Origin of the sequence: Bacillus sp. GZB (genome assembly GCF_001975995.1) — a bacterium.
Classification (GTDB): domain Bacteria; phylum Bacillota; class Bacilli; order Bacillales; family Bacillaceae; genus Bacillus; species Bacillus velezensis.
The window spans coordinates 81,371-101,764 of sequence record NZ_MTQG01000010.1 but is presented as its reverse complement, the minus strand read 5'-3'; the positions used below and the strand labels follow the sequence as shown (position 1 = coordinate 101,764).

General features: G+C 48.1%; 23 protein-coding genes. 12 read left to right on the top strand and 11 right to left on the bottom strand.

From position 1 onward, the window contains the following. The first annotated feature begins 66 nt into the window (after nt 1-66). From BXO87_RS00705 to BXO87_RS00690, 4 genes are all read left to right on the top strand, one after another. Nucleotides 67-282, top strand: coding sequence for a YheE family protein (locus tag BXO87_RS00705; RefSeq protein WP_012117190.1), 216 nt, complete (start codon nt 67-69; stop codon nt 280-282). Between the two features lie 225 nt (nt 283-507). Next, entirely contained in the window at nt 508-714 is a 207-nt protein-coding gene (locus tag BXO87_RS00695; protein WP_007409244.1) for an alpha/beta-type small acid-soluble spore protein, read from the top strand. Between the two features lie 101 nt (nt 715-815). Next, nucleotides 816-941 (top strand): hypothetical protein, encoded by a 126-nt coding sequence (locus BXO87_RS20910; protein ID WP_007610363.1) that lies wholly within the window; start codon nt 816-818, stop codon nt 939-941. 28 nt (nt 942-969) lie between these two features. Beyond that, complete coding sequence (locus BXO87_RS00690) at nt 970-1,590, top strand: NAD(P)-dependent oxidoreductase (protein WP_038457462.1); 621 nt, start codon at nt 970-972, stop codon at nt 1,588-1,590. 39 nt (nt 1,591-1,629) lie between these two features. Here BXO87_RS00690 and bmrD read toward each other — a convergent pair whose 3' ends face one another. Both bmrD and bmrC read right to left on the bottom strand, forming a co-directional pair. Further along, nucleotides 1,630-3,651: a multidrug resistance ABC transporter ATP-binding protein/permease BmrD gene (gene bmrD, locus BXO87_RS00685; RefSeq protein WP_038457461.1), complete on the bottom strand. Its 2,022-nt coding sequence runs from the start codon at nt 3,649-3,651 to the stop codon at nt 1,630-1,632. After that, entirely contained in the window at nt 3,648-5,405 is a 1,758-nt protein-coding gene (bmrC, locus tag BXO87_RS00680) for a multidrug ABC transporter ATP-binding protein BmrC (RefSeq protein ID WP_007409248.1), read from the bottom strand. Before bmrC ends, bmrD begins: the two co-directional genes overlap by 4 nt. Before the next feature lie 421 nt (nt 5,406-5,826). Between bmrC and BXO87_RS00675 the strand changes: the two genes are divergently transcribed. Further along, nucleotides 5,827-6,327: a universal stress protein gene (locus BXO87_RS00675; protein ID WP_007409250.1), complete on the top strand. Its 501-nt coding sequence runs from the start codon at nt 5,827-5,829 to the stop codon at nt 6,325-6,327. 38 nt (nt 6,328-6,365) lie between these two features. On the opposite strand, the gene BXO87_RS00670 is transcribed toward BXO87_RS00675, so the two are convergent. Next, nucleotides 6,366-6,917 carry a hypothetical protein gene (locus tag BXO87_RS00670; protein WP_038457458.1) on the bottom strand — a complete coding sequence of 184 codons (552 nt, stop codon included), beginning with the start codon at nt 6,915-6,917 and terminating at the stop codon, nt 6,366-6,368. Nucleotides 6,918-7,025: 108 nt separating this feature from the next. Between BXO87_RS00670 and BXO87_RS00665 the strand changes: the two genes are divergently transcribed. Continuing rightward, nucleotides 7,026-7,610 carry a TetR/AcrR family transcriptional regulator gene (locus BXO87_RS00665; RefSeq protein WP_012117186.1) on the top strand — a complete coding sequence of 195 codons (585 nt, stop codon included), beginning with the start codon at nt 7,026-7,028 and terminating at the stop codon, nt 7,608-7,610. Between the two features lie 41 nt (nt 7,611-7,651). On the opposite strand, the gene dat is transcribed toward BXO87_RS00665, so the two are convergent. Continuing rightward, nucleotides 7,652-8,503 carry a D-amino-acid transaminase gene (dat, locus tag BXO87_RS00660; protein WP_029325975.1) on the bottom strand — a complete coding sequence of 284 codons (852 nt, stop codon included), beginning with the start codon at nt 8,501-8,503 and terminating at the stop codon, nt 7,652-7,654. 257 nt (nt 8,504-8,760) lie between these two features. Between dat and BXO87_RS00655 the strand changes: the two genes are divergently transcribed. Further along, nucleotides 8,761-9,609 carry a polysaccharide deacetylase family protein gene (locus BXO87_RS00655; RefSeq protein ID WP_038457455.1) on the top strand — a complete coding sequence of 283 codons (849 nt, stop codon included), beginning with the start codon at nt 8,761-8,763 and terminating at the stop codon, nt 9,607-9,609. A gap of 31 nt (nt 9,610-9,640) precedes the next feature. Here BXO87_RS00655 and BXO87_RS00650 read toward each other — a convergent pair whose 3' ends face one another. The 3 genes from BXO87_RS00650 to BXO87_RS20400 form a co-directional block, all read right to left on the bottom strand. Beyond that, the gene (locus tag BXO87_RS00650) at nt 9,641-10,372 is read right to left on the bottom strand and encodes an NAD-dependent protein deacylase (protein ID WP_301294548.1); all 732 of its coding nucleotides are present in this window, start codon (nt 10,370-10,372) and stop codon (nt 9,641-9,643) included. A 63-nt stretch (nt 10,373-10,435) separates the two neighbouring features. Beyond that, a complete protein-coding gene (locus BXO87_RS00645; protein WP_032874303.1) occupies nt 10,436-11,551 on the bottom strand; it encodes a mechanosensitive ion channel family protein in 1,116 nt (371 codons plus the stop codon). Between the two features lie 162 nt (nt 11,552-11,713). Next, entirely contained in the window at nt 11,714-11,818 is a 105-nt protein-coding gene (locus BXO87_RS20400; protein ID WP_003155299.1) for a YhdX family protein, read from the bottom strand. 169 nt (nt 11,819-11,987) lie between these two features. On the opposite strand from BXO87_RS20400, the gene BXO87_RS00640 reads away from it, so the two are divergent. The 3 genes from BXO87_RS00640 to crcB are packed head-to-tail and all read left to right on the top strand — an operon-like array spanning nt 11,988 to nt 13,457. Further along, a complete protein-coding gene (locus BXO87_RS00640) occupies nt 11,988-12,704 on the top strand; it encodes a glycerophosphodiester phosphodiesterase (RefSeq protein ID WP_038457452.1) in 717 nt (238 codons plus the stop codon). Between the two features lies 1 nt (nt 12,705). After that, nucleotides 12,706-13,101, top strand: a complete 396-nt coding sequence (locus BXO87_RS00635; RefSeq protein WP_038457450.1) for a fluoride efflux transporter FluC — start codon at nt 12,706-12,708, stop codon at nt 13,099-13,101. Beyond that, the gene (gene crcB, locus BXO87_RS00630) at nt 13,098-13,457 is read left to right on the top strand and encodes a fluoride efflux transporter CrcB (protein WP_038457448.1); all 360 of its coding nucleotides are present in this window, start codon (nt 13,098-13,100) and stop codon (nt 13,455-13,457) included. The genes BXO87_RS00635 and crcB overlap by 4 nt, the downstream gene beginning before the upstream one ends. 13 nt (nt 13,458-13,470) lie before the next feature. On the opposite strand, the gene BXO87_RS00625 is transcribed toward crcB, so the two are convergent. The 3 genes from BXO87_RS00625 to BXO87_RS00615 all read right to left on the bottom strand — a co-directional run bounded on the left by BXO87_RS00625 (nt 13,471) and on the right by BXO87_RS00615 (nt 17,552). Further along, complete coding sequence (locus tag BXO87_RS00625; RefSeq protein WP_007610337.1) at nt 13,471-14,859, bottom strand: hemolysin family protein; 1,389 nt, start codon at nt 14,857-14,859, stop codon at nt 13,471-13,473. A 231-nt stretch (nt 14,860-15,090) separates the two neighbouring features. Beyond that, nucleotides 15,091-16,335: a beta-ketoacyl synthase N-terminal-like domain-containing protein gene (locus BXO87_RS00620; protein ID WP_038463734.1), complete on the bottom strand. Its 1,245-nt coding sequence runs from the start codon at nt 16,333-16,335 to the stop codon at nt 15,091-15,093. 32 nt (nt 16,336-16,367) lie between these two features. After that, nucleotides 16,368-17,552: a pyridoxal phosphate-dependent aminotransferase gene (locus BXO87_RS00615; RefSeq protein ID WP_015417125.1), complete on the bottom strand. Its 1,185-nt coding sequence runs from the start codon at nt 17,550-17,552 to the stop codon at nt 16,368-16,370. A 179-nt stretch (nt 17,553-17,731) separates the two neighbouring features. Here BXO87_RS00615 and BXO87_RS00610 point away from each other — a divergent pair, with 179 nt between their 5' ends. Together BXO87_RS00610 and BXO87_RS00605 are read left to right on the top strand one after the other, a co-directional pair. After that, a complete protein-coding gene (locus BXO87_RS00610) occupies nt 17,732-18,157 on the top strand; it encodes a MerR family transcriptional regulator (RefSeq protein WP_007409263.1) in 426 nt (141 codons plus the stop codon). Between the two features lie 61 nt (nt 18,158-18,218). After that, nucleotides 18,219-19,553: a hemolysin family protein gene (locus BXO87_RS00605; protein WP_017417354.1), complete on the top strand. Its 1,335-nt coding sequence runs from the start codon at nt 18,219-18,221 to the stop codon at nt 19,551-19,553. 45 nt (nt 19,554-19,598) lie between these two features. Here BXO87_RS00605 and BXO87_RS00600 read toward each other — a convergent pair whose 3' ends face one another. Further along, complete coding sequence (locus BXO87_RS00600; RefSeq protein WP_003155309.1) at nt 19,599-20,198, bottom strand: lysophospholipid acyltransferase family protein; 600 nt, start codon at nt 20,196-20,198, stop codon at nt 19,599-19,601. Nucleotides 20,199-20,394: the final 196 nt, after the last annotated feature.

The following is a 20,394-nucleotide window of genomic DNA, read 5'->3' as shown; positions in this document are numbered from 1 at the left end:
GTTTACCCGGGACAGGCAATGAACGATGAGCTACAATGAACAAGATCAACATTTCCCATAAGGAGCGTGAACGTCATGATTTCGCACTTCAGCTGGAAACCGTTATTCAAAAAAGAGAAACTGCCAGGATGGCGGATTTCATTTTACTGGCAAGGTACGCATTACGAAGGGATTTACCATAAGTCCGGAGACATTGAATGGGGACACACACATCCGGGAAAAGAAGAACCGGCTCTCGTAAAAGAGCTGCATGAATTAATGCTTTATCACATATATGACTGAAAGCTAAAAGCTCAGCCGCACCAGGCTGGGCTTTTCTTTTTCCTTCCGCTATTTACCACACCGTTTTCCGAATGAGATGCCGTTTGCTTTACCATAATACGTAGTACAAAGCAGCAAACAAGCATTGGGTGAAGCCGAGCTGGCAATGGTTTTCATTCCGAAAACCATCGGCTGGTGCAATTCCAGCAAACCCAACCATATTACTTTATAAAGGAGATCATACAAATGGCAAACAACAACTCTTCAAACAACCTAGTAGTACCCGGCGCTGCTCAAGCAATCGACCAAATGAAATACGAAATCGCTTCTGAGTTCGGCGTAAACCTTGGCGGAGAAACAACTTCTCGTGCAAACGGTTCTGTCGGAGGAGAAATCACTAAACGCTTAGTATCTTTCGCACAGCAGAACATGGGCGGCCAAGGCGTACAATAACTCAATAAATGGCTTACAGAAGGCGCGGGATACCGCGTCTTTTTTTATGCCGTCACCCTTTTTTCCTATTCCACATACCCTAGGAAAAAAGGAGGGAAAACATGTCATTCATTGCCTCAGTCAATTGGGAGCTGTTTCAGTTCGTAAGTGTTTCTTTGGTCAATGAATATGTTGCCCACCATTTCCCGTTTATTCACAGGTATTCTTTTCCCCGCTGCTTTGAATGATATAATGAGCGGCGAGGAGGTTTTTTACATGAACATCGCTTTACTCGGAGCAACGGGAAGAGTCGGACAGGCTTTTATAAAAGAAGCGCAGAAACATGGACATATGGAGATATTCGCTCTTGTCAGATCAGCCAGAACAGTCCTTCCCATTCCTGAAAAACAAATCATAACAGGGAATGCGAGGCGGCGGGAAGATGTAAGCCGATTGATTTCCAAAGCGGACACAGTCGTGAGCTGTCTCGGCACGGACGGTGACGATACCCTTTCAGCCGCTATGACCCATATAATAGACGGCATGAAACGGCATCATGTTCAGCGTCTGATTACGATCGGCACCGCGGGTATCCTTCAGTCACGGCTTATGCCTGATCAATACCGTTTTGAATCGGCAGAATCAAAACGAAAATCAACAAAAGCCGCAAAGGAACACGCCCGCGTATACGAGATGCTGCTGGCAGAGGATCTTGACTGGACGATCATCTGTCCCACCTACCTTCCTGACGGAGATGCTGCCGGAGTTTACCGGTTCGAACAGGATCGCCTTCCTGAAGACGGCGCTGAAATCACCGTCGGAGACACGGCGCATTTTCTGTACCGTGAGCTGATCAGCCCTCAGTTTGTCAGAAAACGGGTGGGACTGGCTTACTGAATGAAAAAAAGGGCGAATCTTTAGATTCACCCTTTCCGATTACACCGCGGACTTCGCAGTTCCTTTCTGCAATTCATACATTTGGTGGTACTGCCCCTTTTGCGCCATTAATTCGTCATGGCTTCCCTTTTCAATGATGCGGCCCTTTTCCAGCACGAGAATCTGGTCTGCGTGTCTGATCGTGGAAAGCCGATGGGCGATAATAAATGTCGTGCGCCCTTCTTGAACCACTTGCAGCGCTTTTTGAATGACTGCTTCTGTTTCGGTGTCAATGTGCGCCGTCGCCTCATCCAAAATTAAAATGGCCGGATCGAACACAAGCGCTCTAGCAAAAGAAATCAGCTGACGCTGGCCTGAGGACAGTGTGCCGCCTTTTTCGGTGACGGGCTCTCTGATGCCCTTCGGCAAAGATTGCAGAAGGCTTGCGGCACCGACTTGGCGAAGCGCTTCTTCCGCCTGCTCCAGAGAAATACGCTGATCATCGAGTGTTACATTGGAGCCGATCGTGCCCGAGAAAAGATACGGGTCTTGCAGCACAATGCCCATATGCGACCTCAGCTCCTGCCTTGACATGCCGTATATGCTCTGACCATCCAGCAGAATATCCCCTTTTTGAGCATCATAAAAACGGAACAGAAGATTCAGGATGGAGCTTTTGCCGGACCCCGTATGGCCGACGAGGGCGACCGTCTCCCCTTTTTCAGCTGTAAAGCTGATGTGTTTCAGCACCTCTTCTCCCTTTCGATATCCAAAAGAAACATCGCGGAATTCCACAGTTCCTTTCGCCTTTCTGTCTGCGGGAGCGCCTTCTTCTTCCGTTTCCTCCTCCTGTAAAAGCTCGAATACCCTGGCGGCAGAGACACGGGCCAATTCAAGCTTTGAAAATTGGTTGACAATCCCCGTAACCGGCTGGAACAAACGGTTTAAATAATCAACAAATGCATATAAAACACCGATTGAAACAATTCCGGCCGCACTCAGACTCGCGCCCCCGAAATACCAGATCAGCCCGACAAACGCCAGATTACGCAACACATTGACAAGACTGTGGGACATGAGGGAATTTAAGGACAGCATTTTGTTTTTGTAGCGGAAATGAGCTTCATTCAATTCTTCAAATTCCTTCATCGTTTCCTTCTCTCGGCGGAACGCCTGAATAATCGGCATCCCTTGAATGGACTCGTTCATTTTCGCATTGATGTCACTGTTAATGGAACGGATTTTTTGGTTGAAGACGGATGCGTATTTGCGGTACACAACCGACCAGACCATTAAAATCGGAATAATCAGCAGGCAAACGGCGGCCAGCCTGACGTCAAGCATAAACAGCGCTGTAAAAATGCCGAGCATATAAACGCCGCTTGTGATAAATGTCGACAGCACCGTTACATATAAATCCCTGACCGCTTCTGTGTCATTCGTAATGCGGGCCACGACTTTTCCGGCAGGCAGATTATCAAAGTAGCGGATCGGCATTTTCTGAATGTGTGAAAATACATCCTGCCTCATGCGCTGTATGATCCGGTTCGCTCCCATCTGCAGCAGATAATGCTGGCCGTAATGAAAACATACGGAAAACATGAGCAGTCCCGCGTAAATGGCGGTCAACGTCAGCAATCCTTTTATTTCCGGACGGTAAAATTGAAAAATCTCCTGTCTTGATAACGTAATGGCGGGATATGACCTGCTTTCTTTACCGTTTGATATCGTCAGCCGGCCGTCAGACACCGAACGGTTTCCGTCAAAACTGACGGGACGGTCAACAAAATAGTAGCCCGCACCGACTTGATAAATGTGCGCCTCTCCGGTTTTGTCCGCCCCCGGTTTGAGCCGGTCCTCCCTGACATAATCATGCCCCCGGAACCTGACGGCGCCCGGATCGTCCGCAGAGGCTTTAACCCATGTTTTTTCAATGCCGAGAATGTGGTCGTCAATCATTTTTTTTCCGATAAACGGGCCGGTCAGCTCAGTGCCGACCGCAATAATGAGCAGGACGACCGCCCATATCAGCAGCTTCTTATATTGAAGCGCGTAATTCCATAATCTTCTTCCGGTCTTCATGCGCCCGTCCCCCCTTCTTCAAGAGAGGACAGCTGCTGCCTCTCATATTGTTTTCGATACCAGCCGTTCTGCGCCAATAGCTCCCGGTGCGTGCCTCTTTCAGACACCCGGCCTTCATCCATGACGAGAATGAGATCTGCGTGTTCAACTGCCGAGAGCCGGTGGGTGGTGATAATCGTTGTTTTATGCCGCCGTTTTTTACGGATGCTGTCAATGATGGCGGCTTCCGTTTTCGCGTCTACGGCAGAAAGCGAATCATCTAATATGAGAATGTCAGGATCAGTCAAAAGCGCTCTCGCAATTGAGATGCGCTGCTTTTGTCCGCCAGAGAGCGCTACGCCCTTCTCGCCGACAAGCGTCTCAAGCCCGTCGGAAAGCATACCGATATCGTTTTCAAAATGCGCATCTTTCAGCGCGCTGCCGATTTCCTCTTCGTTTGCATCCTGCCGGCCGTAAAGCAGGTTCTCTTTTACAGTCTTTGAAAATAAAATATGATCCTGCGGCACATAGCCGATCCACCCGCGGAGCTCCTCGAGCGGAATCTCCTGAATCGGAACGCCTGTAAATGTGATTGCTCCCGCACCGGGCGGATATTCACGCAACAGCTGCTTAATAATCGTCGTCTTTCCGCTTCCCGTCTTCCCGACGATGCCGAGCGTCTGCCCTTTTTCAACGGAAAAAGATACATCGGACACCGCCGGGCCCGCTCCGCTCGGATACGTGAAAGTCACTTGTTCAAAAACAAGACGCCCGGGCTCCTTGATGCCGGCGGGATGCTTGGGTCCTGTCACGTCAGGCTCATAGGAAAGCGTCTCATTGACACGATCCAAGGAGGCATTTCCGCGCTGCATGATATTGATTAATTCTCCGATCGCAAACATCGGCCAGATCATCATTCCGAGGTACACGTTAAACGATACCAGCTCTCCCAGCGTCAGCCGGTTTTGAAAAACGAGATAAGCGCCGTAGCCGAGACCGATGAGATAGCTGAGGCCGACGAGAAGTTTCACAGTCGGTTCAAAAAGTGAATCGATAAACGCCACCTTCATATTTTTCTCGTATACATCCGCCGTCATATCACCGAACCGGCTGACATCATTTTTTTCCTGCACGAAAGCCCGGATGACCCGGACGCCGGATACCGACTCCAGCACCTTGTCATTTAATGATCCGAAAGCATCCTGCGCTTCCGTAAACCGCTCATGGATCTTTTTTCCGTACAGGCTGACCGCAGCCGCCATTATCGGCAGCGGAATAATCGCGGCAAATGTCAGCTTCCAGCTGATGAGAAGCCCCATTGTCAAAAATATCGTCAGCATATACATCGTTGAATCAACGAGCGTTAAGACCCCGAAGCCCGTCGTCATACTGACGGCCTGCAAGTCATTTGTCCCCCGCGCCATTAAATCGCCCGTTCTGTATTTCTCGTAAAACGGCGGTGACATTTGAAGAAGCCTTCCCATCAGCTTTGAACGGAGAATCTTCTCCATGACATTCGCCCCGCCGAAAAGCTGATACATCCAAAAATAAGACAGTAAATAGACGGCTGCCGTTAATGCGAGAAAAACACATATGTAAAACAGCATCCCGCTTTTTGTAAACACGCCCGCCTTCATATCGTCTATCGCGTTACCGAGAAGTTTAGGCGGAAACATTTCAATGACATTCACAATCAATAACAGAACAATCGCTGTCGTATAGCGCAGCCAATAGGCTTTAAAAAACCACGCGAGCTTTTTTAATACAGTAAACAAATACCGTCATCCCCTTTCATCAATCAGCCGCCCTCAAGCTTTTCCGGATTGTTTTTCATTGTTTTCGCTAATACCGCCACATGCATCACACCTGTCTTTCTTTCATTTTTTTGTATAAAAAAAGACATGAAGCCTCAGCTCCATGCCTCTTATTATTATAAATAAGGTACAGACCCGCCGTTTATGCGCGACTGCCCCGTTTTTAAGCAAATGTTCAGAAAACGGAAGCTGTATGGGAGTCACGCCGGTATTCAGCTGAAGATGAGTTGACAAGCATTAGTTTTGACATGATCCATACCTCCTTTTTCCCTATATTGTTCCTTCATCATATAAACAAATCCTTTTTTTGTCAACGCAGGTTTTACATTTCTGCCATTCGGGTATTGTAAAACAAACCTTTTTTACTGAAAGGATGAGGCCGATGTTTCACGCGGACCGGTTGATAGCAGCTTTTGACGGAAGTGATGATAGTAAAAAAGCGCTCCAAAAAGCCATAGACCTTTCAAAAACGTTTCACGCGGATTTAACGGTCGTACATTCCCACAATGCAAAAGATACCCGGACGATTGTTGATCCCCCGAGGCCGGGAGCCGGGGCAACGTATATCGGCGGCGGGATTGCAAGCGTTCCTGACCCGCTCCAGGCGGAAAGAATCTCCCCTGATCCGATGATTTATGAAGACCGTACGGAAGAAATCGTTGCGGAAGCGAGAATGCTGATGAACGACAGCCAGATTGACGGGGATATCGACATTTTAGAAGGTGATCCCGCTGATGCCATTATCGAGCATGCCGACCGTATATCGGCGGATTTGATCGTCATGGGGAGCCGGGACCAGAACAGGCTGAAAAAACTTTTATTCGGAAGTGTCAGTGAAAAACTGTCATCGAAATCCGATATTCCCGTGCTTATCGTAAAATAATTCTTTCTGTAAAGCAGCTTAATCAAAAGCTGCTTTTTTTACAGCTCCCGGCTGTTTCTTCTTTTTTTCGGCATCACAAAAAAACTCGCCATGATCAAAAAATCGATGCACAATACGACAGACCAGCCCTTTAACAGTACGCTGAGCGCTTCGGTGCGGGAAGCGTCCTGAATGAGAAATACCGTTCCGGATAAAAGAACGCCGCCGATGACAAATGCTAATACATGTCTTCCCCACCCTTTCGCATAATGTTTGGCATAATCCAGTCCGTACCGTTTGACCGGTTTTGCCCCTTCCTTGACCACATAATAGCGGAACCGCTCATCCGCCCATTGAATCATGCTTTTCCCGAAGGCGACAGACACTCCGATATAAATGGCCGCCACCGCATGCGCCATAGTCGCCGCCGCCCCTCTGTATAAATCAGCTGCGGCCGCCAGAAACAGTACGGCATCCAATAAAGGAATGAGAGCGAAAAAAAACATTCCGAGCTTTTGCCGCCTGAATATATAGCGCGCCGCCAATCCAAAGATGACAGCCGCCCAAAAAGCAGCCTCACAAATGACAATCAACCAAGCAATCGCGTTCAATCTGGTTCCCCCTTATCGTTTTCTAAAATGCATTGTATCACTGCTTTTTATTTAATACAACTGTATTACAAAATTGCAAGAAAAAATATTTCCTGTTACACTGGAACCATGCCTAAAATAATCGATCATGAAAAAAGAAGAAAACAAATAGCCGAAGCCACTTGGCGGACGATTTTGGAGCGGGGAATGGAAGGAGCGACAGTGAGAAACATCGCCCAGGAAGCGGGTCTTTCTTTAGGCGCGCTGAGGCACTATTTCACCACCCAGGATGAGCTTTTAGGGTATGCGATGACACTCGTAAAAGAAAAAGCGGCCGCCAGAATTAACGAAGTTGCCATGAAAGATCTGCCGCCGAAAGAAAAAGCGGTGCGTCTGATGCTTGAAATCATCCCGACAGATGAAGAAACGATGGCTGAAATGGAGGTATGGTTCGCTTTCACAGCTTATGCCAGACATAAGGGAGAAGAGTTTCAACCCCAGCAGGACGGGATCTTGGCATATATCCGCGGTCTGATTGACTGGCTGGATGAAAATAAGCTTCTGAAACCGAATCTTGATAAAGAGATCGAAGCGGAGAAAATGTACGCCATCGCCGACGGATTGGCGCTGCATGCCATGCTTGAACCTGAGCGTCTTTCAAAAGAGAAGATCTCCCGTGTGCTCGTTCAGCATATCGAATCTCTCTTTATCTGACTGAAGCAAAAAGGCCGGATGTGTTCCGGCCTTTTTTCAGCTTATGACTGAACGCCGAGCTCCTGCTGAATGTGCGACTGAAAAGCCTCCTGAATCGTTTTGGCTACAGGTCCCGGCACTCCGCTTCCGACCGGTTTTCCGTCAAGGGTTACGATCGGGATTAGTTCAGCCGTCGTTGACGAGATGAAAATTTCATCCGCATCCCTGAGTTCGTCTTCGGTAAGAGCCTGCTCCCGCACCTCAATCCCGTTTTCTTTCATCAGCTCTAACAGTTTCATCCGCGTAATGCCGTTTAAAATCAGCTCATTTGCAGGATGCGTCCGGACAGTGCCGTTTATGACGGCGTATACATTGGAAGAGGTTCCTTCCGTGACCGCTCCGTCCCTTATCAGCACCGCTTCATAAGCGCCTGCTTCATAGGCTTTTTGTTTAATCATCACATTATACAGTAAATTCAGACTCTTAATGTCACACCTCAGCCAGCGTTTGTCTTCCGCCGTTATGGCCTGCGCTCCGGCTTTTTGTTCATTTTCCGGTTTTTTCACTGAAAAGGTGTATGCCGTCGTCTGCGGTTCCAATCCTTCGTCATACTGGTGCTTCCGCGGCGCCTTCCCTCTCGTCGTCTGTATATAGACCCCGCCGTCAATGAGTTTGTTTTCCTGTACGAGCTTTTGCAGATCCCATTCTATGTCCTCTGCGGAGAACGGCAGGGTGATGCCGATTTCTGCGGCGCTTCTGAAAAGACGGTCAATATGCTCGCGCAGACCGAATAAGGCGCCGTTGTACACTCTGATGACCTCATACACACCGTCACCGAATTGATATCCGCGGTCCTCAATATCAACTGCCGCTTCTTCACGATCAATCAACTGGCCGTTTACTAATGTCTTCATGTAAAACCCTCCTCATCGTTATCTGCCGTGATGTGCATTCTCAGCTGTTATTGTCAACTATTCTATCATACTGAACGAGCCGGCTGCGGAGTTTATTTTTTTCTTAAAATCTTATTATTCGACATCTTTTCTATGTCTTTTCCAGTTTTGTTCCTGTATACTTGATTCGACATACATATGCTGTTAACTTATGGCACTTCGCAAGCCTCCGCTGTTATCGGCATTATGCAGAAACTTATGCTACTGGAGAGATTGTTATGCGCAACACAAAAGAAGGTGCTTCCCCTTCTCTGTTTTCATTGGCTTTTAAACTTACGAGTTTAGCAGTTTTGTGCGGACTGCTTCTGGTAATCGTCATAATGGGATATTCCGCTTCCGCCGCAAAAAACAAACAGGTCACCGTGACCGCAAACGGGCAGCTTCGGGATGAAGCAGAAAGCCTGCGGCTGAAAAATGATTCTCCCGACGTCTTAATGAAACATTTGCAGAGAGAACGTGACCCAGGGGAAAAAACGGTATATTTAACCTTCGACGACGGGCCGTCTCCATATACTGAACAGCTGTTGAATGTATTGAAGGCAAATGGCGCAAAGGCCACTTTTTTTATGCTTGAACCGCGGATGAAAGCCTATCAGCATTCCGTGCAAAGAGCGAAGCAGGAAGGGATCGCGCTCGGCCTGCACGGCGTGACGCACGATAATCACCTGTTTTATCAAACACCGACATCACCGCTGAACGAAATGCAGCAGGGACGCGATACACTCGAGGCAATCACCGGAGTAAAAACGGATCTTGTCCGCACGCCTTACGGCAGTAAACCGTCATTGACGGATGCCCAGATTAAGAATCTCGAAAAAGGCGGATTCGTGTACTGGGACTGGACGATAGACAGTGAAGACTGGAAGTACAAAAACGCACGGTACGTGCCGGAAGTATTGAATCAGCTCGCATATTTGGAAAGCGTTCATACGAGCAGGCCGCATGTCATTTTAATGCACGATCTGCCTGCGACGGTGCACGCTTTGCCTAGCCTGATCCAAAAACTGAAAGCCCAGGGCTACTCCTTTGATGTTCTGACGGATCAAATGATTCCCGTCCATGAATAAGAAAAGCCGGATCTGTATAGATCCGGCTTTTTTATGTCGCGGCGCTGATCCGTTTTGCAAATTCACCGATCTTCTCATGGATGACGAGATCAAATAAATGGTCGCAATATGTCGGCTCAAGGTTAATAATCACCTGCTTCAAACCGGGAATCCGGCCCGCATCCTCAGGGACAAACCTTGCCGGCGCCACTTCAAGCGAAGTGCCGATCACAAGAAGAAGATCAGCTTTATCAAGCTTTTCATAAAGGGTTTCAAAATGCTGAACGAGATCGCCGAACAGCACGACATCCGTTTTTAATACGGTGCCGCATACCGCATGATCACCGATTTCCGCCGTACATTCCGGCACTTCGTCCTTCAGCAGATGAGAAAGCCCGTAGCGCGCTCCGCAGCGGGGGCATGCGGCGGTCTGAATTGAACCGTGAAGCTCATAGACACTGCTGCTTCCCGCTTTCTTATGCAGCCCGTCAATATTCTGCGTGAAAATGTCTACCTGCTTTCCCCGCTTTTCAAGATCCGCCAAATACGTATGGCCGGCATTCGGCTCATAACTTCCGCTCATTTTCATCTGAAAGAGCTGTTTGAATTTAGGCCAGAATTCACGCGGACGGCGTTCAAAGTATTCCCTGCTCATCGCTTCCATTCTGGAGGTGTCTTCGGTCCATATACCGCCCGCCGAACGAAAATCAGGAATGCCGGATTCCGTGCTCATTCCCGCCCCCGTCAGCACCACGATACGTTCCGCCTGATTGATCAATGTCATAAACGCTTCCACTCTTCCACCGCCTTTTCTTTTTATCATATCATGAAAAAAGAACGGCGCCTGTTATGCCCGTTCTTTTTCTCCGGAATGATCCTTCACATGAACCGGATCATCGTGGCTTTTCTGTTTTACGAATACATTCTGGCCCGGATAGGCGAACTCCACGCCTTCCTCAGCAAAAATATCAATAATCCGGCGGTTGATATCCTGCCGCACGTCCAGGCTTTCCGCCCAGACAATGGTCTTTGTGTAAAAGTTGAAAAACAGATTATAATAGCTGTCCGCAAACACGTCAAAGTTAACCATAATCGTATCATCATGCACGCCTTCATGTTCACGAAGCATTTCTCTGAGCCTTGTGATACACCGCTCTAAACGATCAATCGGCGTCGCATAAGAAACACGAACGGAAAACGTGACCTGGCGCTTCGTCATCCTCGTCCAGTTTGTGATGGCTTCCATGGAAAGCGTTGAATTGGGTACGGTAACAAGCGCCCCCTGCGCCGTCCGGAACCTTGTGCTTCGGAATGTGATATCTTCAACGCCCCCCGTCACAGATGACGTCTCGACCCAGTCGCCGATCGTAAACGGCTTTTCCGTAATGATGATAATGCCGCCGAAAAAATTGCTGATCGTATCTTTAGCCGCAAGCGCGAAGGCCAATCCGCCAAGTCCGAGTCCGGCCACGAACCCGTTTACATCATAATTGAATTCCTGCGCGATCACACTGACGCTGAGCGCGAGAATGACAAAGCGCAGCACCTTGGATAAAAACGGCGCCAAAATGTCATCCATATCAAGCTCAAAGCGCTGATTGACTTTATGAAATAAAAACGAAGACGCCGATGTCAGATTGCAAAGCCCCCAGGCGATCAGCGCAACGATCAGAGAGCGGTACAATTTTTTGACAATGTCCATCTGCCCGTCTAAAAACGGTGAATACTCAATCGCCAAAAACAGACCCAGCGCCGCGAAAAACCATCTGGCCGGCTTGTCAAACGCTACGGCAATCTGCTTGAATATGTCGGTTTTCGGCTTGTTCGCCAATTTGTAAATGAGCTGAAAAAAGTATTTGACAAACAGTTTTCTCAAAACGAGAAAAGCCGCTAAAATTCCGATGCTGATACTGATCTGCGAAATATGGTCAAGCGTAAAAAAGCTCTGAAATTGTGTCATCATGGCATATGCTCCTTTGTCTTGTCGAAAATCTATTATACTAAAACATTCGGACATCAGCTTCTTTTAATGTCTTTAGGCAGCCTGAAAAACCCCGGCATCAGAGCACAGCCGGGGTTTTCACACATTCGTTCATCTTTCAGCCAGATACAACAGGGTCAGGCACTATTTCTTCTTTGATTGTGTCTGTTTCAGGAGAGTCGCTTTTTGGATTTCAGCATCGGTTTCGGCCTTAATTCTTTCTTCCACTTTCAATCTCCCTTTTCCCATGATCTCGCCTCCTTTTTGCCATTATAAATCATCAATGCGGATTGTAAACCGAAAAAAGCACTATCTTTATTCCAAAAAAATACTGTTTTGCACATTCACCAGTTTGAATCGCTGTGCATATACGAATCTGATATAATAACAGAAATGCCCATGAGGGGAGCTGACAAGCTTGTATACCATCGCTCATCGCGGCGCATCCGGTTACGCGCCCGAAAATACATTTGCGGCATTTGATATCGCTGCCGAAATGAACGCTGATTTCATTGAGCTTGACGTCCAGCTTACAAAAGACGGTCAGATTGTCGTCATCCATGATGACAAAGTCGACCGGACGACGGACGGCTCCGGTTTTGTAAAAGATTTTACGCTGAAGAAGCTGCAGTCTCTGGATGCCGGCAGCTGGTATGGGGCTGAATTTAAAGGGGAGCGGATTCCCCTGCTCGAAGAGGTTCTGAAGCGTTATCATTCTGAAATCGGATTTTTAATTGAGCTGAAAGGGCACGTTTCTCAAGTCGGTCTTGAAAAAGCAGTCGGCCAGCTGTTAAGCAGGTTTTCCTTTTCCATCCACCCTATCGTTCAATCATTCAGCCTCAAGTCGATTCAGACCTTTCACGGCATGTATCCGTCCGTTCCGACTGCAATTATTGCAAGACCCAGCTTTGGGATGTTTTCCAAAAGCCAGCTGAACGCCTACAAATCAGCCGTAAATTATGTCAATATTAAATATACCCGTCTGAATCGGTTCTTGATTTCCACCGCTCACAGACACGGCCTGAAAGTATTTGCCTGGACGGTCAGAAATCAAAAGACGGCCGAAAAGCTGCAAATGATGGCAGTTGACGGCATTGTAACTGATTTTCCGGATTTTATTTCTAAGGATGGCTGATATGAAACAATACATCGCAATTTTTATCGGAGGCGCGCTTGGCGCTTTGCTCCGCTTTGAAATGAACGCGCACATTCACAGCGGTTCTTTCCCGGCGGCCACTTTCCTCGAAAACGCGGCGGGAAGCCTTTTACTCGGTCTTATTACGGGTTATTTCATTATTCGGGCTAAACGCCCTCTTTTGACCGCCTTTTTAGGAACCGGTTTTTGCGGAGGTTTCACGACGATGTCAACCTTCGCAAAAGAAACCATTTTTCTGCTGCAATCGTCTCCCGCAGCGGCTTTTTGTTATGCTGCCGCGACTTTATTCGCTGGTCTTGCCCTTGCATACGCCGGCATTTTTTGGGGACGGCGGATTGCCCTTCACGCAGCGGGAAGGGGGCATGATACGCCATGACGATTGTCCTGATGCTTATCGCAGCGGGTATCGGAGCGGTATTACGGTCTCTGCTGGGTAAAACAATTTCAGAAAGAACAAAAGGTTTTCCGATTCCGCTTGGAATGGCTGCGGTCAACCTGCTCGGCTCCTTCGGCCTCGGCATGTTCACCGGACTGGGCCTGGATAATCCTTCCCCCGGCATCATCATCGCGACAGGCTTTTTCGGTGCGTTTACGACCTTTTCCACGTTCAGTATTGAAGCCGTGCAGCTGATGATGAACAATCGCATAAAGGAAAGCCTGCTCTACATCGCTGTTTCAGCAGCCGGAAGCCTTTTGGGGTTCTGGTGCGGCTTCATTATCATGTCCATTTAAAAAAACCTTGAGCTTATTTTTCGCTCAAGGTTGCGTTATGAAGCATGACCGTTTCAGGCACGGGCAGCTGGCGGTTTATTGTTCCCTGACCGCCCGGGCGGCCCTGTTCTTCTTTGAGTTCAAGCTGTTTAATAAACCGGCCGTCCATTTCTAATATGAGGGCAGTGTATCCCCCGATTTGTATCGACTCACCCGCACAGATGTCAATATTCCGTTTCAGCACAAGACCACCGATCGTGTCCACTTCCTCTTCAATCCCTGCGCCGAGAAGATGATTCACCTGATCAATCCGAACCTTTCCGTCCAGCACATAATGGCGTTCGGACAGCTTTTGAATCTGCGGCTGTTCGTCTTCATCAAATTCGTCTCTGATATCGCCGACGATTTCTTCAAGGATGTCTTCGGTCGTCACAAGACCGGACGTTCCGCCGTATTCATCAGACAATATCGCCAAATGAATCCGTTCTCTCTGCATTTTTATCAGCAGGTCGTGTATCGGGATCGTCTCGATGACTTCAATCACCGGGCGGACGTAAGACGTGATGGATACTTCCGCTTTTTCATCTTCTGTCATAAACAGCAGATCTGAAAAGAGATGCTTCGTATTGATCATGCCGATGACACTGTCTTTGTCCCCGTCCGTTACGGGCCAGCGCGTATATTTGTCTTTCAGCATCATATCAAGCATTTCCGGCACGTCCATATCAGTGGAAACAGCCGCGATTTCTTTTCTCGGGATCATGATTTCCTTGGCGATCCGATTATCAAAATCAAAAATTTTATTCACAAACGTATATTCAGACGGATTGATTTCTCCGTTTTTTAAACTTTCTGACAGCAGGATCCGCAGCTCTTCTTCAGAGTGGGAGCCTTCATGCTCAGATGCCGGCTTTAATCCGGCCAAACCGGTCAGAATTCTCGCGGAGCCGTTCAGCACCCAAATAAACGGGAACATGAACACGTAAAATAACCGAAGCGGTCCGGCAATCCATAACGTCAGCTTTTCCGCTTTTTGAATCGCAACCGTTTTAGGCGCAAGCTCACCGACGACGACATGTAAAAACGTAATCAGCCCGTACGCCGCCGCAAAAGCAATCACATGCTCAGCAGAATCCGGCAGCCCCATGCCCTGAAACACAGGATGAAGCATCCGTTCAAATGCAGGCTCTCCCAGTACGCCGAGCCCGATGGATGTGAGTGTAATGCCAAGCTGCGAGGCGGATAAATACTCATCAAGATCCGTAATGATACGCTTTGCGAGCACCGCCCGTCTGTTCCCTTCTGAAATGAGCTGATCGATTCTGGATCTTCTCACTCTGACGATCGCAAATTCACTCGCCACGAAAAATGCCGTTAACGCAATGAGCACACCGATTAAAATCAAACTGTCAATATCGTCCATTTCACCTTATCCCGAATTGAAGGATAAGGACGTCACCTCCTGATTTCATCGTTTTTTCTTAAGCGAGAGGAACGAAATGGGTGATTGACTACACAGAGGGCCCCATCCTGCCACCTCCTAAGTCAAAGCATGATTGTCATTTGTATATTTTATTGTATCACAACTCCATTCTTTCATCATTTTCAGATTTTTTTATCATATAAAAAACAGCCTTCAAAAAGAAGGCTGCCGTTATCTGCTTCGGAAATGATTTTCTAAACAAAGCGCCGTATTAATCCCCCCGAATCCCATGCTTAAGCTTAACGCATGGTGTACGGTATGGGCGCTCGGCCCGTCGGTCACCCACTGAAATGAATCGTCAATCGGCTCCGTTAAGTTTCGGATCGGATGAAGCTTGTTTTCCCGCATTTGCAAGAGAGCAGCAATGATTTCAACCGTTCCGGCCGCACTCAGACCGTGTCCGGTAATCGATTTTGTCGCATTAATCCGCGCGTGCGACAGGCCGCTTTCAGAAAGCGCCCGGCATTCAGTCTTATCACCGATCGGTGAACCGGTGCCGTGCGGGTTGATGTAATCGATCTCTTTTGCTGAAAGACCGGCCCGCTCCAGCGCCTGGCGGATCACCGTCATTTCGCCTTCTGCTGAAGGATTCGGGTTGCGGTTCGCATCGGAAGCCATCCCCCAGCCCTTTAAGCCGGCCCACGAACGGGCGCCCCTCTCTTCGGCAGATTCAGCGCGTTCCAGCACAATCGCCCCGCACGCCTCTCCGAATATAAACCCGTCCGTATGCCGGTCAAACGGGCGGCAGGCGGCTTCAGGCCGTTCAGCGTATGTATCAGTGCCCATCGCTCCCAAAGAACGGAGAGCATGACACTCCATGTACGACAGATCGGCCAGCGCCCCGATCACGATACATCGGTCAAACAGGCCTCCTTTGATTCCTTGAGCAGCCTGGATAACCGCCGCCTGGCCGCTTGCCGACGCGCCGCCGACCGTAAAGGCCGGCCCTTTTATCCCGAATTGCTCCGTACAAAGCCCCGACAAATCACTATCCATAAAAGAAAGCCCGTAAGTCGGATTTACAAATTGCGGCGTTTCACCGTTTTTCTCAAAGGTCTGCAGCAATTCGCGCTGCGTCATATTCGAGCCGCCGATGATCAGACCGGTGCGGCTGTGGTCAGCGCCGTCTAATTGAGCGTCATGCCACGCTTCATATAAAGCGATAAGCGCCGTCTTTCCTGATAATGCGGCCCTTCGGTACAAGCGCTTGGACAGCGCGTCCGGCGGCGTTAATTCGCTAAGCTCCGCGCCGATAAACGAACTGCCTTTCTGCCGGCCGGGCCGTTTCATCACATCAAAGGCGTGCCGCCCCTCCATAAGCGCATCGAGAAACGCCTCCTTGCCTTGTCCGACTGCGGTTAAGACTCCGATTCCTGTAATGCTGATGTCTGACGTGCCATTATTTCTCCTCGACATTTGTCCGTTCTCCCATCTTTATGTATTGGAAGCTATGAAGAAAAATCTTGATACAGTGCTTTGAAAATATCGCGCGACTGTCTGATCTGTTCTGAAGGCACGCTGAAAGATAATCGGAAATAGCCGCTTTTTCCAAATCCGCTGCCGGGTACGATCAATAGTTTGTATTTCTGTGCGGCATGCATGCAGAACGCCACCTCGTCTTCAATCGGTGATTTCGGAAAGACGAAAAAGCCTCCTTTCGGCATTTCAAATTCGAAGCCGGCTTCTGTGAGGATGTCCACCATAAGGTCTCTCCGCTTTCTGTAAGGTTCAGCGTCAATCGAAAGATCATCCATTTTCGCCACGGCGCGCTGCATCATGACCGGAGCGTTCACAAAGCCGAGCGTCCGGTTGCAGAAAACGAACGCATCCGTCAGAAGATCGCCCTCAGGCATTTGGGCGTCTGCCGCGATATACCCGAGCCTTTCCCCCGCAATGCCGAGATCTTTACTGAACGAACTGACTAAAATCACGCGGTGATACGCCTGAAACGGATTCGCCTGCTCTTCTCCGTAGATCAGCTGGCTGTACGGTTCATCAAATAAAATAAATATGCTTTGGCCGTTCCGCTCTTCGGCTTCTTTTAATAAGGCGCCTAATTCGTTAAGGTTTTTCTGGCTGAGCACAGTCCCCGTCGGATTATGCGGCGTATTAACGATCAGTCCTTTCGTACGGGGGGTGATCGCACCTTTAACCGCTTCAATATCAATCTCAAATGAGTCAGTCAGCGGGCAGATGACGGGTCTGCCGCGGTAATTTTCAACATACGCTTTATATTCCGCAAAATAAGGCGAAAGAAGGATGACTTCTTCCTCCGGGTTTAAAATGCTCTTCAGCGCGACATTCAGCGCCCCGCCGGCTCCGACCGTCATGACTGTATGCCTGGCGGAAATTTCTGTCTGGAACCGCTCTGACAAAAAGCGCGCAACCTTTTCTCTCGCCTCCGGAAGCCCCTGGTTTTGTATGTATCCGTGCCGCCCTGTTTCAGCCGCTTCGCAAAGCGCCTTTTTAAATGTTTCAGGCGGCTCCGCAACCGGATTTCCTATCGAAAAGTCAAATACCTTATCGGCGCCGAACTCTTTTTTCAGCCGAGCGCCTTCATCAAATAGTTTGCGTATCCATGAACCTTTCTCCAGATTCTGTGTCACTTCCCGTGATAAACCGGCCACTGTCATCTGTCCCTTCTGTCTTTTTCTTCCGTTTCTATTTACAATGATTATGAAAGATTTACATGGCGCAGTCAACGCTTTTTCAGACAGCCCGCCGCGCCGTTTCAGGAGAAAGACGGAAAACAATAAACTTGTGCAAACTCCCCTTCATATATTAAACTATTCTCATAACTATAACGTGATGGTTGGGGAGGGATTTAGATGGGGCTGAGACTTATCGCATCAGTGAATTAGCAGAGCTTGCCGGTGTAACGAAACGCACGGTGGATTACTACACAAACCTCGGGCTTTTAAAGCCTGACAGGTCTTGTTCGAACTATCGTTACTACGATACACTTGCACTTAATCGGTTAAAGTTTATAGTCGCTTGTAAAAAGCAGCGATTGGCCCTGTCTGATATAAAAGATCGACTGGAGAACCAGTTTCCCTCTTCAGCCCTGCCTGACGATATTGGAAATCTGGCATCGGAAATTGATCACATGAATCAAAACATCTCCGTGATCTTGAATCGGTTTGAAAAGCTTGAACCAGAGGAGCGCGCCCAGCTGAAAAAAAGGCTGGCTCCTGAAAAGCTTGCAGTGCTTCAATCATTTATGCTGCTGTTAAGTTAAACCATTATCTTACTAACAGGAGGTGTTACCTTCATCTTCCCAAAAGAAGTGAAGGTTCTAATTGGACATTGTGAATTTGATTTTAGTCGCGGTTTTAATCGCGCTGACGGCATTTTTCGTAGCATCTGAGTTTGCGATAATCAGAATCAGAGGCTCACGGGTTGACCAGCTTATAGCAGAAGGAAATAAAGCCGCAATCGGTGTCAAAAAAGTGACCACGCATTTAGATGAGTATTTATCGGCGTGCCAGCTCGGCATAACATTGACTTCCATCGGTCTTGGTGTCTTAGGCGAATCAACGATTGAACGCTTGCTTCATCCGCTTTTCACAAAGATAAACGTACCAAGCTCATTATCGCATATTATTTCATTTATTCTCGCCTACGCGATCATTACATTCTTACACGTGGTCGTGGGAGAATTGGCGCCGAAAACAGTCGCCATCCAGAAAGCGGAAGCCGTTTCAATGCTGTTTTCGAAACCGCTCATTTGGTTTTACCGCATCATGTTCCCGTTTATCTGGCTTCTGAACAACTCCGCCCGTCTTTTAACGAAGATGTTCGGTCTGGAGACGGTGTCTGAAAATGAGCTTGCCCACTCTGAAGAAGAGCTGCGCATCATTTTATCGGAAAGCTATAAAAGCGGTGAAATCAACCAGTCTGAATTTAAATATGTGAACAAAATCTTTGAATTTGACGACAGACTTGCAAAAGAAATCATGATTCCGCGTACGGAAATCGTCAGTCTGCCGCATGATATCAAAATTTCTGAAATGATGGATATCATTCAGATTGAAAAATATACCCGGTACCCTGTCGAAGAGGGTGACAAAGATAATATTATCGGCGTTATTAACATTAAAGAAGTGCTGACCGCCTGCATCAGCGGCGAAGTATCAGTCGACTCGCCGATTACGGATTTTGTCAATCCGATCATCCATGTGATTGAGTCGGCACCGATTCATGATCTGCTTGTAAAAATGCAGAAGGAACGGGTTCATATGGCGATTCTGTCGGATGAATACGGCGGAACCGCGGGGCTTGTCACCGTTGAAGACATTATTGAAGAAATCGTCGGGGAAATCCGTGATGAATTTGATATCGATGAAATCAATGAAATCCGCAAACTCGGCGACGGCCATTACATGCTTGACGGCAAGGTTCTGATTGATCAAGTGAACGAACTCCTCGGCATCCATTTAGAAAATGACGAGGTCGACACCATCGGCGGCTGGTTCCTTACCCAGAAATACGACGTCGAACAATACGACTCGATTATCGAAGAAGGCTGCGAATTTATCATTAATGAAATTGACGGCCACCACGTCGCATATATCGAAGTGAAAAAACTGGCGTTTGATGAACTGCTGGAAACCGCCGAACAAAAAGAAGCATAACAAAAAAGCTTGCGCGTCTGATACAGACGGCAAGCTTTTTTTCATTTACAGTTGTTCAAGTTTTTTCTCAAGCTCTTTAATTCTGGCATTCAGCTCTTCTGTCATGGCCGCAAGCCTCTCCTTCGGCGCAAGATCGGAAAAGTCCTCCAAAAAAATCGGCTCGCCGATGATAAGCCGCATTTTTCCCTTTTTAAACAGCGCTTTTCCCGTAGACGGCCCTTTATATGCGGCCGGAACGAGCGGCGCTTTCCCCATTTGGGCGATGGTCACGGCCCCTCTTTTCAGCGGGACGTCTTCAGAAGTTCTCGTGCCGCTCGGAAAAATCCCGACAATCTTCCCTTCCTTCAGAAGCTTAATCGGCGTTTTAATGCTGCTCGGACCCGGATTTTCACGATCAACCGGAAACGCGTGAATCTTCTTTAAAAAACTTCCGATCCACTTTTTCTGAAACAGCTCTTTTTTCGCCATATAATGAATCTGATGGGGCAATATCCCGACACCGAGCGTGAGGACGTCCACCCAGCCCGCATGCGTGCACGCGATAACGAATCCTTTATCAGACGGAAGATTCTCTTTATTGTATACTTTGACTCCTCCGCGCAGAGAAAGAATGAATTTGATGGCATTTGCACAAAACTTATACATAACGCACTTCCTTTGTTGTAATGATCAAAAGTGTTCTCTCTCTATTATAACAATATTTTTTATTACCTGGTACTAATAAATATATTTTTCCTCCGCCGATCTCTATCTTTTATGACGGATTTTGGGTACTATAGAGAAATGGTGTTTGATGAGGTGAAAATGAATTTAAGCCGTTTGCATGGAACGTGCAACTTTA

Excerpts from the sequence above, each read along its gene's own strand:
- BXO87_RS00695 (WP_007409244.1), top strand. The coding sequence starts at position 508 with ATGGCAAACAACAACTCTTCAAACAACCTAGTAGTACCCGGCGCTGCT.
- BXO87_RS20910 (WP_007610363.1), top strand. The coding sequence starts at position 816 with ATGTCATTCATTGCCTCAGTCAATTGGGAGCTGTTTCAGTTCGTAAGT.
- BXO87_RS00690 (WP_038457462.1), top strand. The coding sequence starts at position 970 with ATGAACATCGCTTTACTCGGAGCAACGGGAAGAGTCGGACAGGCTTTT.
- bmrD (WP_038457461.1), bottom strand. The coding sequence starts at position 3,651 with ATGAAGACCGGAAGAAGATTATGGAATTACGCGCTTCAATATAAGAAG.
- BXO87_RS00675 (WP_007409250.1), top strand. The coding sequence starts at position 5,827 with ATGTTTCACGCGGACCGGTTGATAGCAGCTTTTGACGGAAGTGATGAT.
- BXO87_RS00665 (WP_012117186.1), top strand. The coding sequence starts at position 7,026 with ATGCCTAAAATAATCGATCATGAAAAAAGAAGAAAACAAATAGCCGAA.
- dat (WP_029325975.1), bottom strand. The coding sequence starts at position 8,503 with ATGAAGACATTAGTAAACGGCCAGTTGATTGATCGTGAAGAAGCGGCA.
- BXO87_RS00655 (WP_038457455.1), top strand. The coding sequence starts at position 8,761 with ATGCGCAACACAAAAGAAGGTGCTTCCCCTTCTCTGTTTTCATTGGCT.
- BXO87_RS00650 (WP_301294548.1), bottom strand. The coding sequence starts at position 10,372 with ATGACATTGATCAATCAGGCGGAACGTATCGTGGTGCTGACGGGGGCG.
- BXO87_RS00645 (WP_032874303.1), bottom strand. The coding sequence starts at position 11,551 with ATGATGACACAATTTCAGAGCTTTTTTACGCTTGACCATATTTCGCAG.
- BXO87_RS20400 (WP_003155299.1), bottom strand. The coding sequence starts at position 11,818 with ATGGGAAAAGGGAGATTGAAAGTGGAAGAAAGAATTAAGGCCGAAACC.
- BXO87_RS00635 (WP_038457450.1), top strand. The coding sequence starts at position 12,706 with ATGAAACAATACATCGCAATTTTTATCGGAGGCGCGCTTGGCGCTTTG.
- crcB (WP_038457448.1), top strand. The coding sequence starts at position 13,098 with ATGACGATTGTCCTGATGCTTATCGCAGCGGGTATCGGAGCGGTATTA.
- BXO87_RS00625 (WP_007610337.1), bottom strand. The coding sequence starts at position 14,859 with ATGGACGATATTGACAGTTTGATTTTAATCGGTGTGCTCATTGCGTTA.
- BXO87_RS00620 (WP_038463734.1), bottom strand. The coding sequence starts at position 16,335 with ATGTCGAGGAGAAATAATGGCACGTCAGACATCAGCATTACAGGAATC.
- BXO87_RS00615 (WP_015417125.1), bottom strand. The coding sequence starts at position 17,552 with ATGACAGTGGCCGGTTTATCACGGGAAGTGACACAGAATCTGGAGAAA.
- BXO87_RS00600 (WP_003155309.1), bottom strand. The coding sequence starts at position 20,198 with ATGTATAAGTTTTGTGCAAATGCCATCAAATTCATTCTTTCTCTGCGC.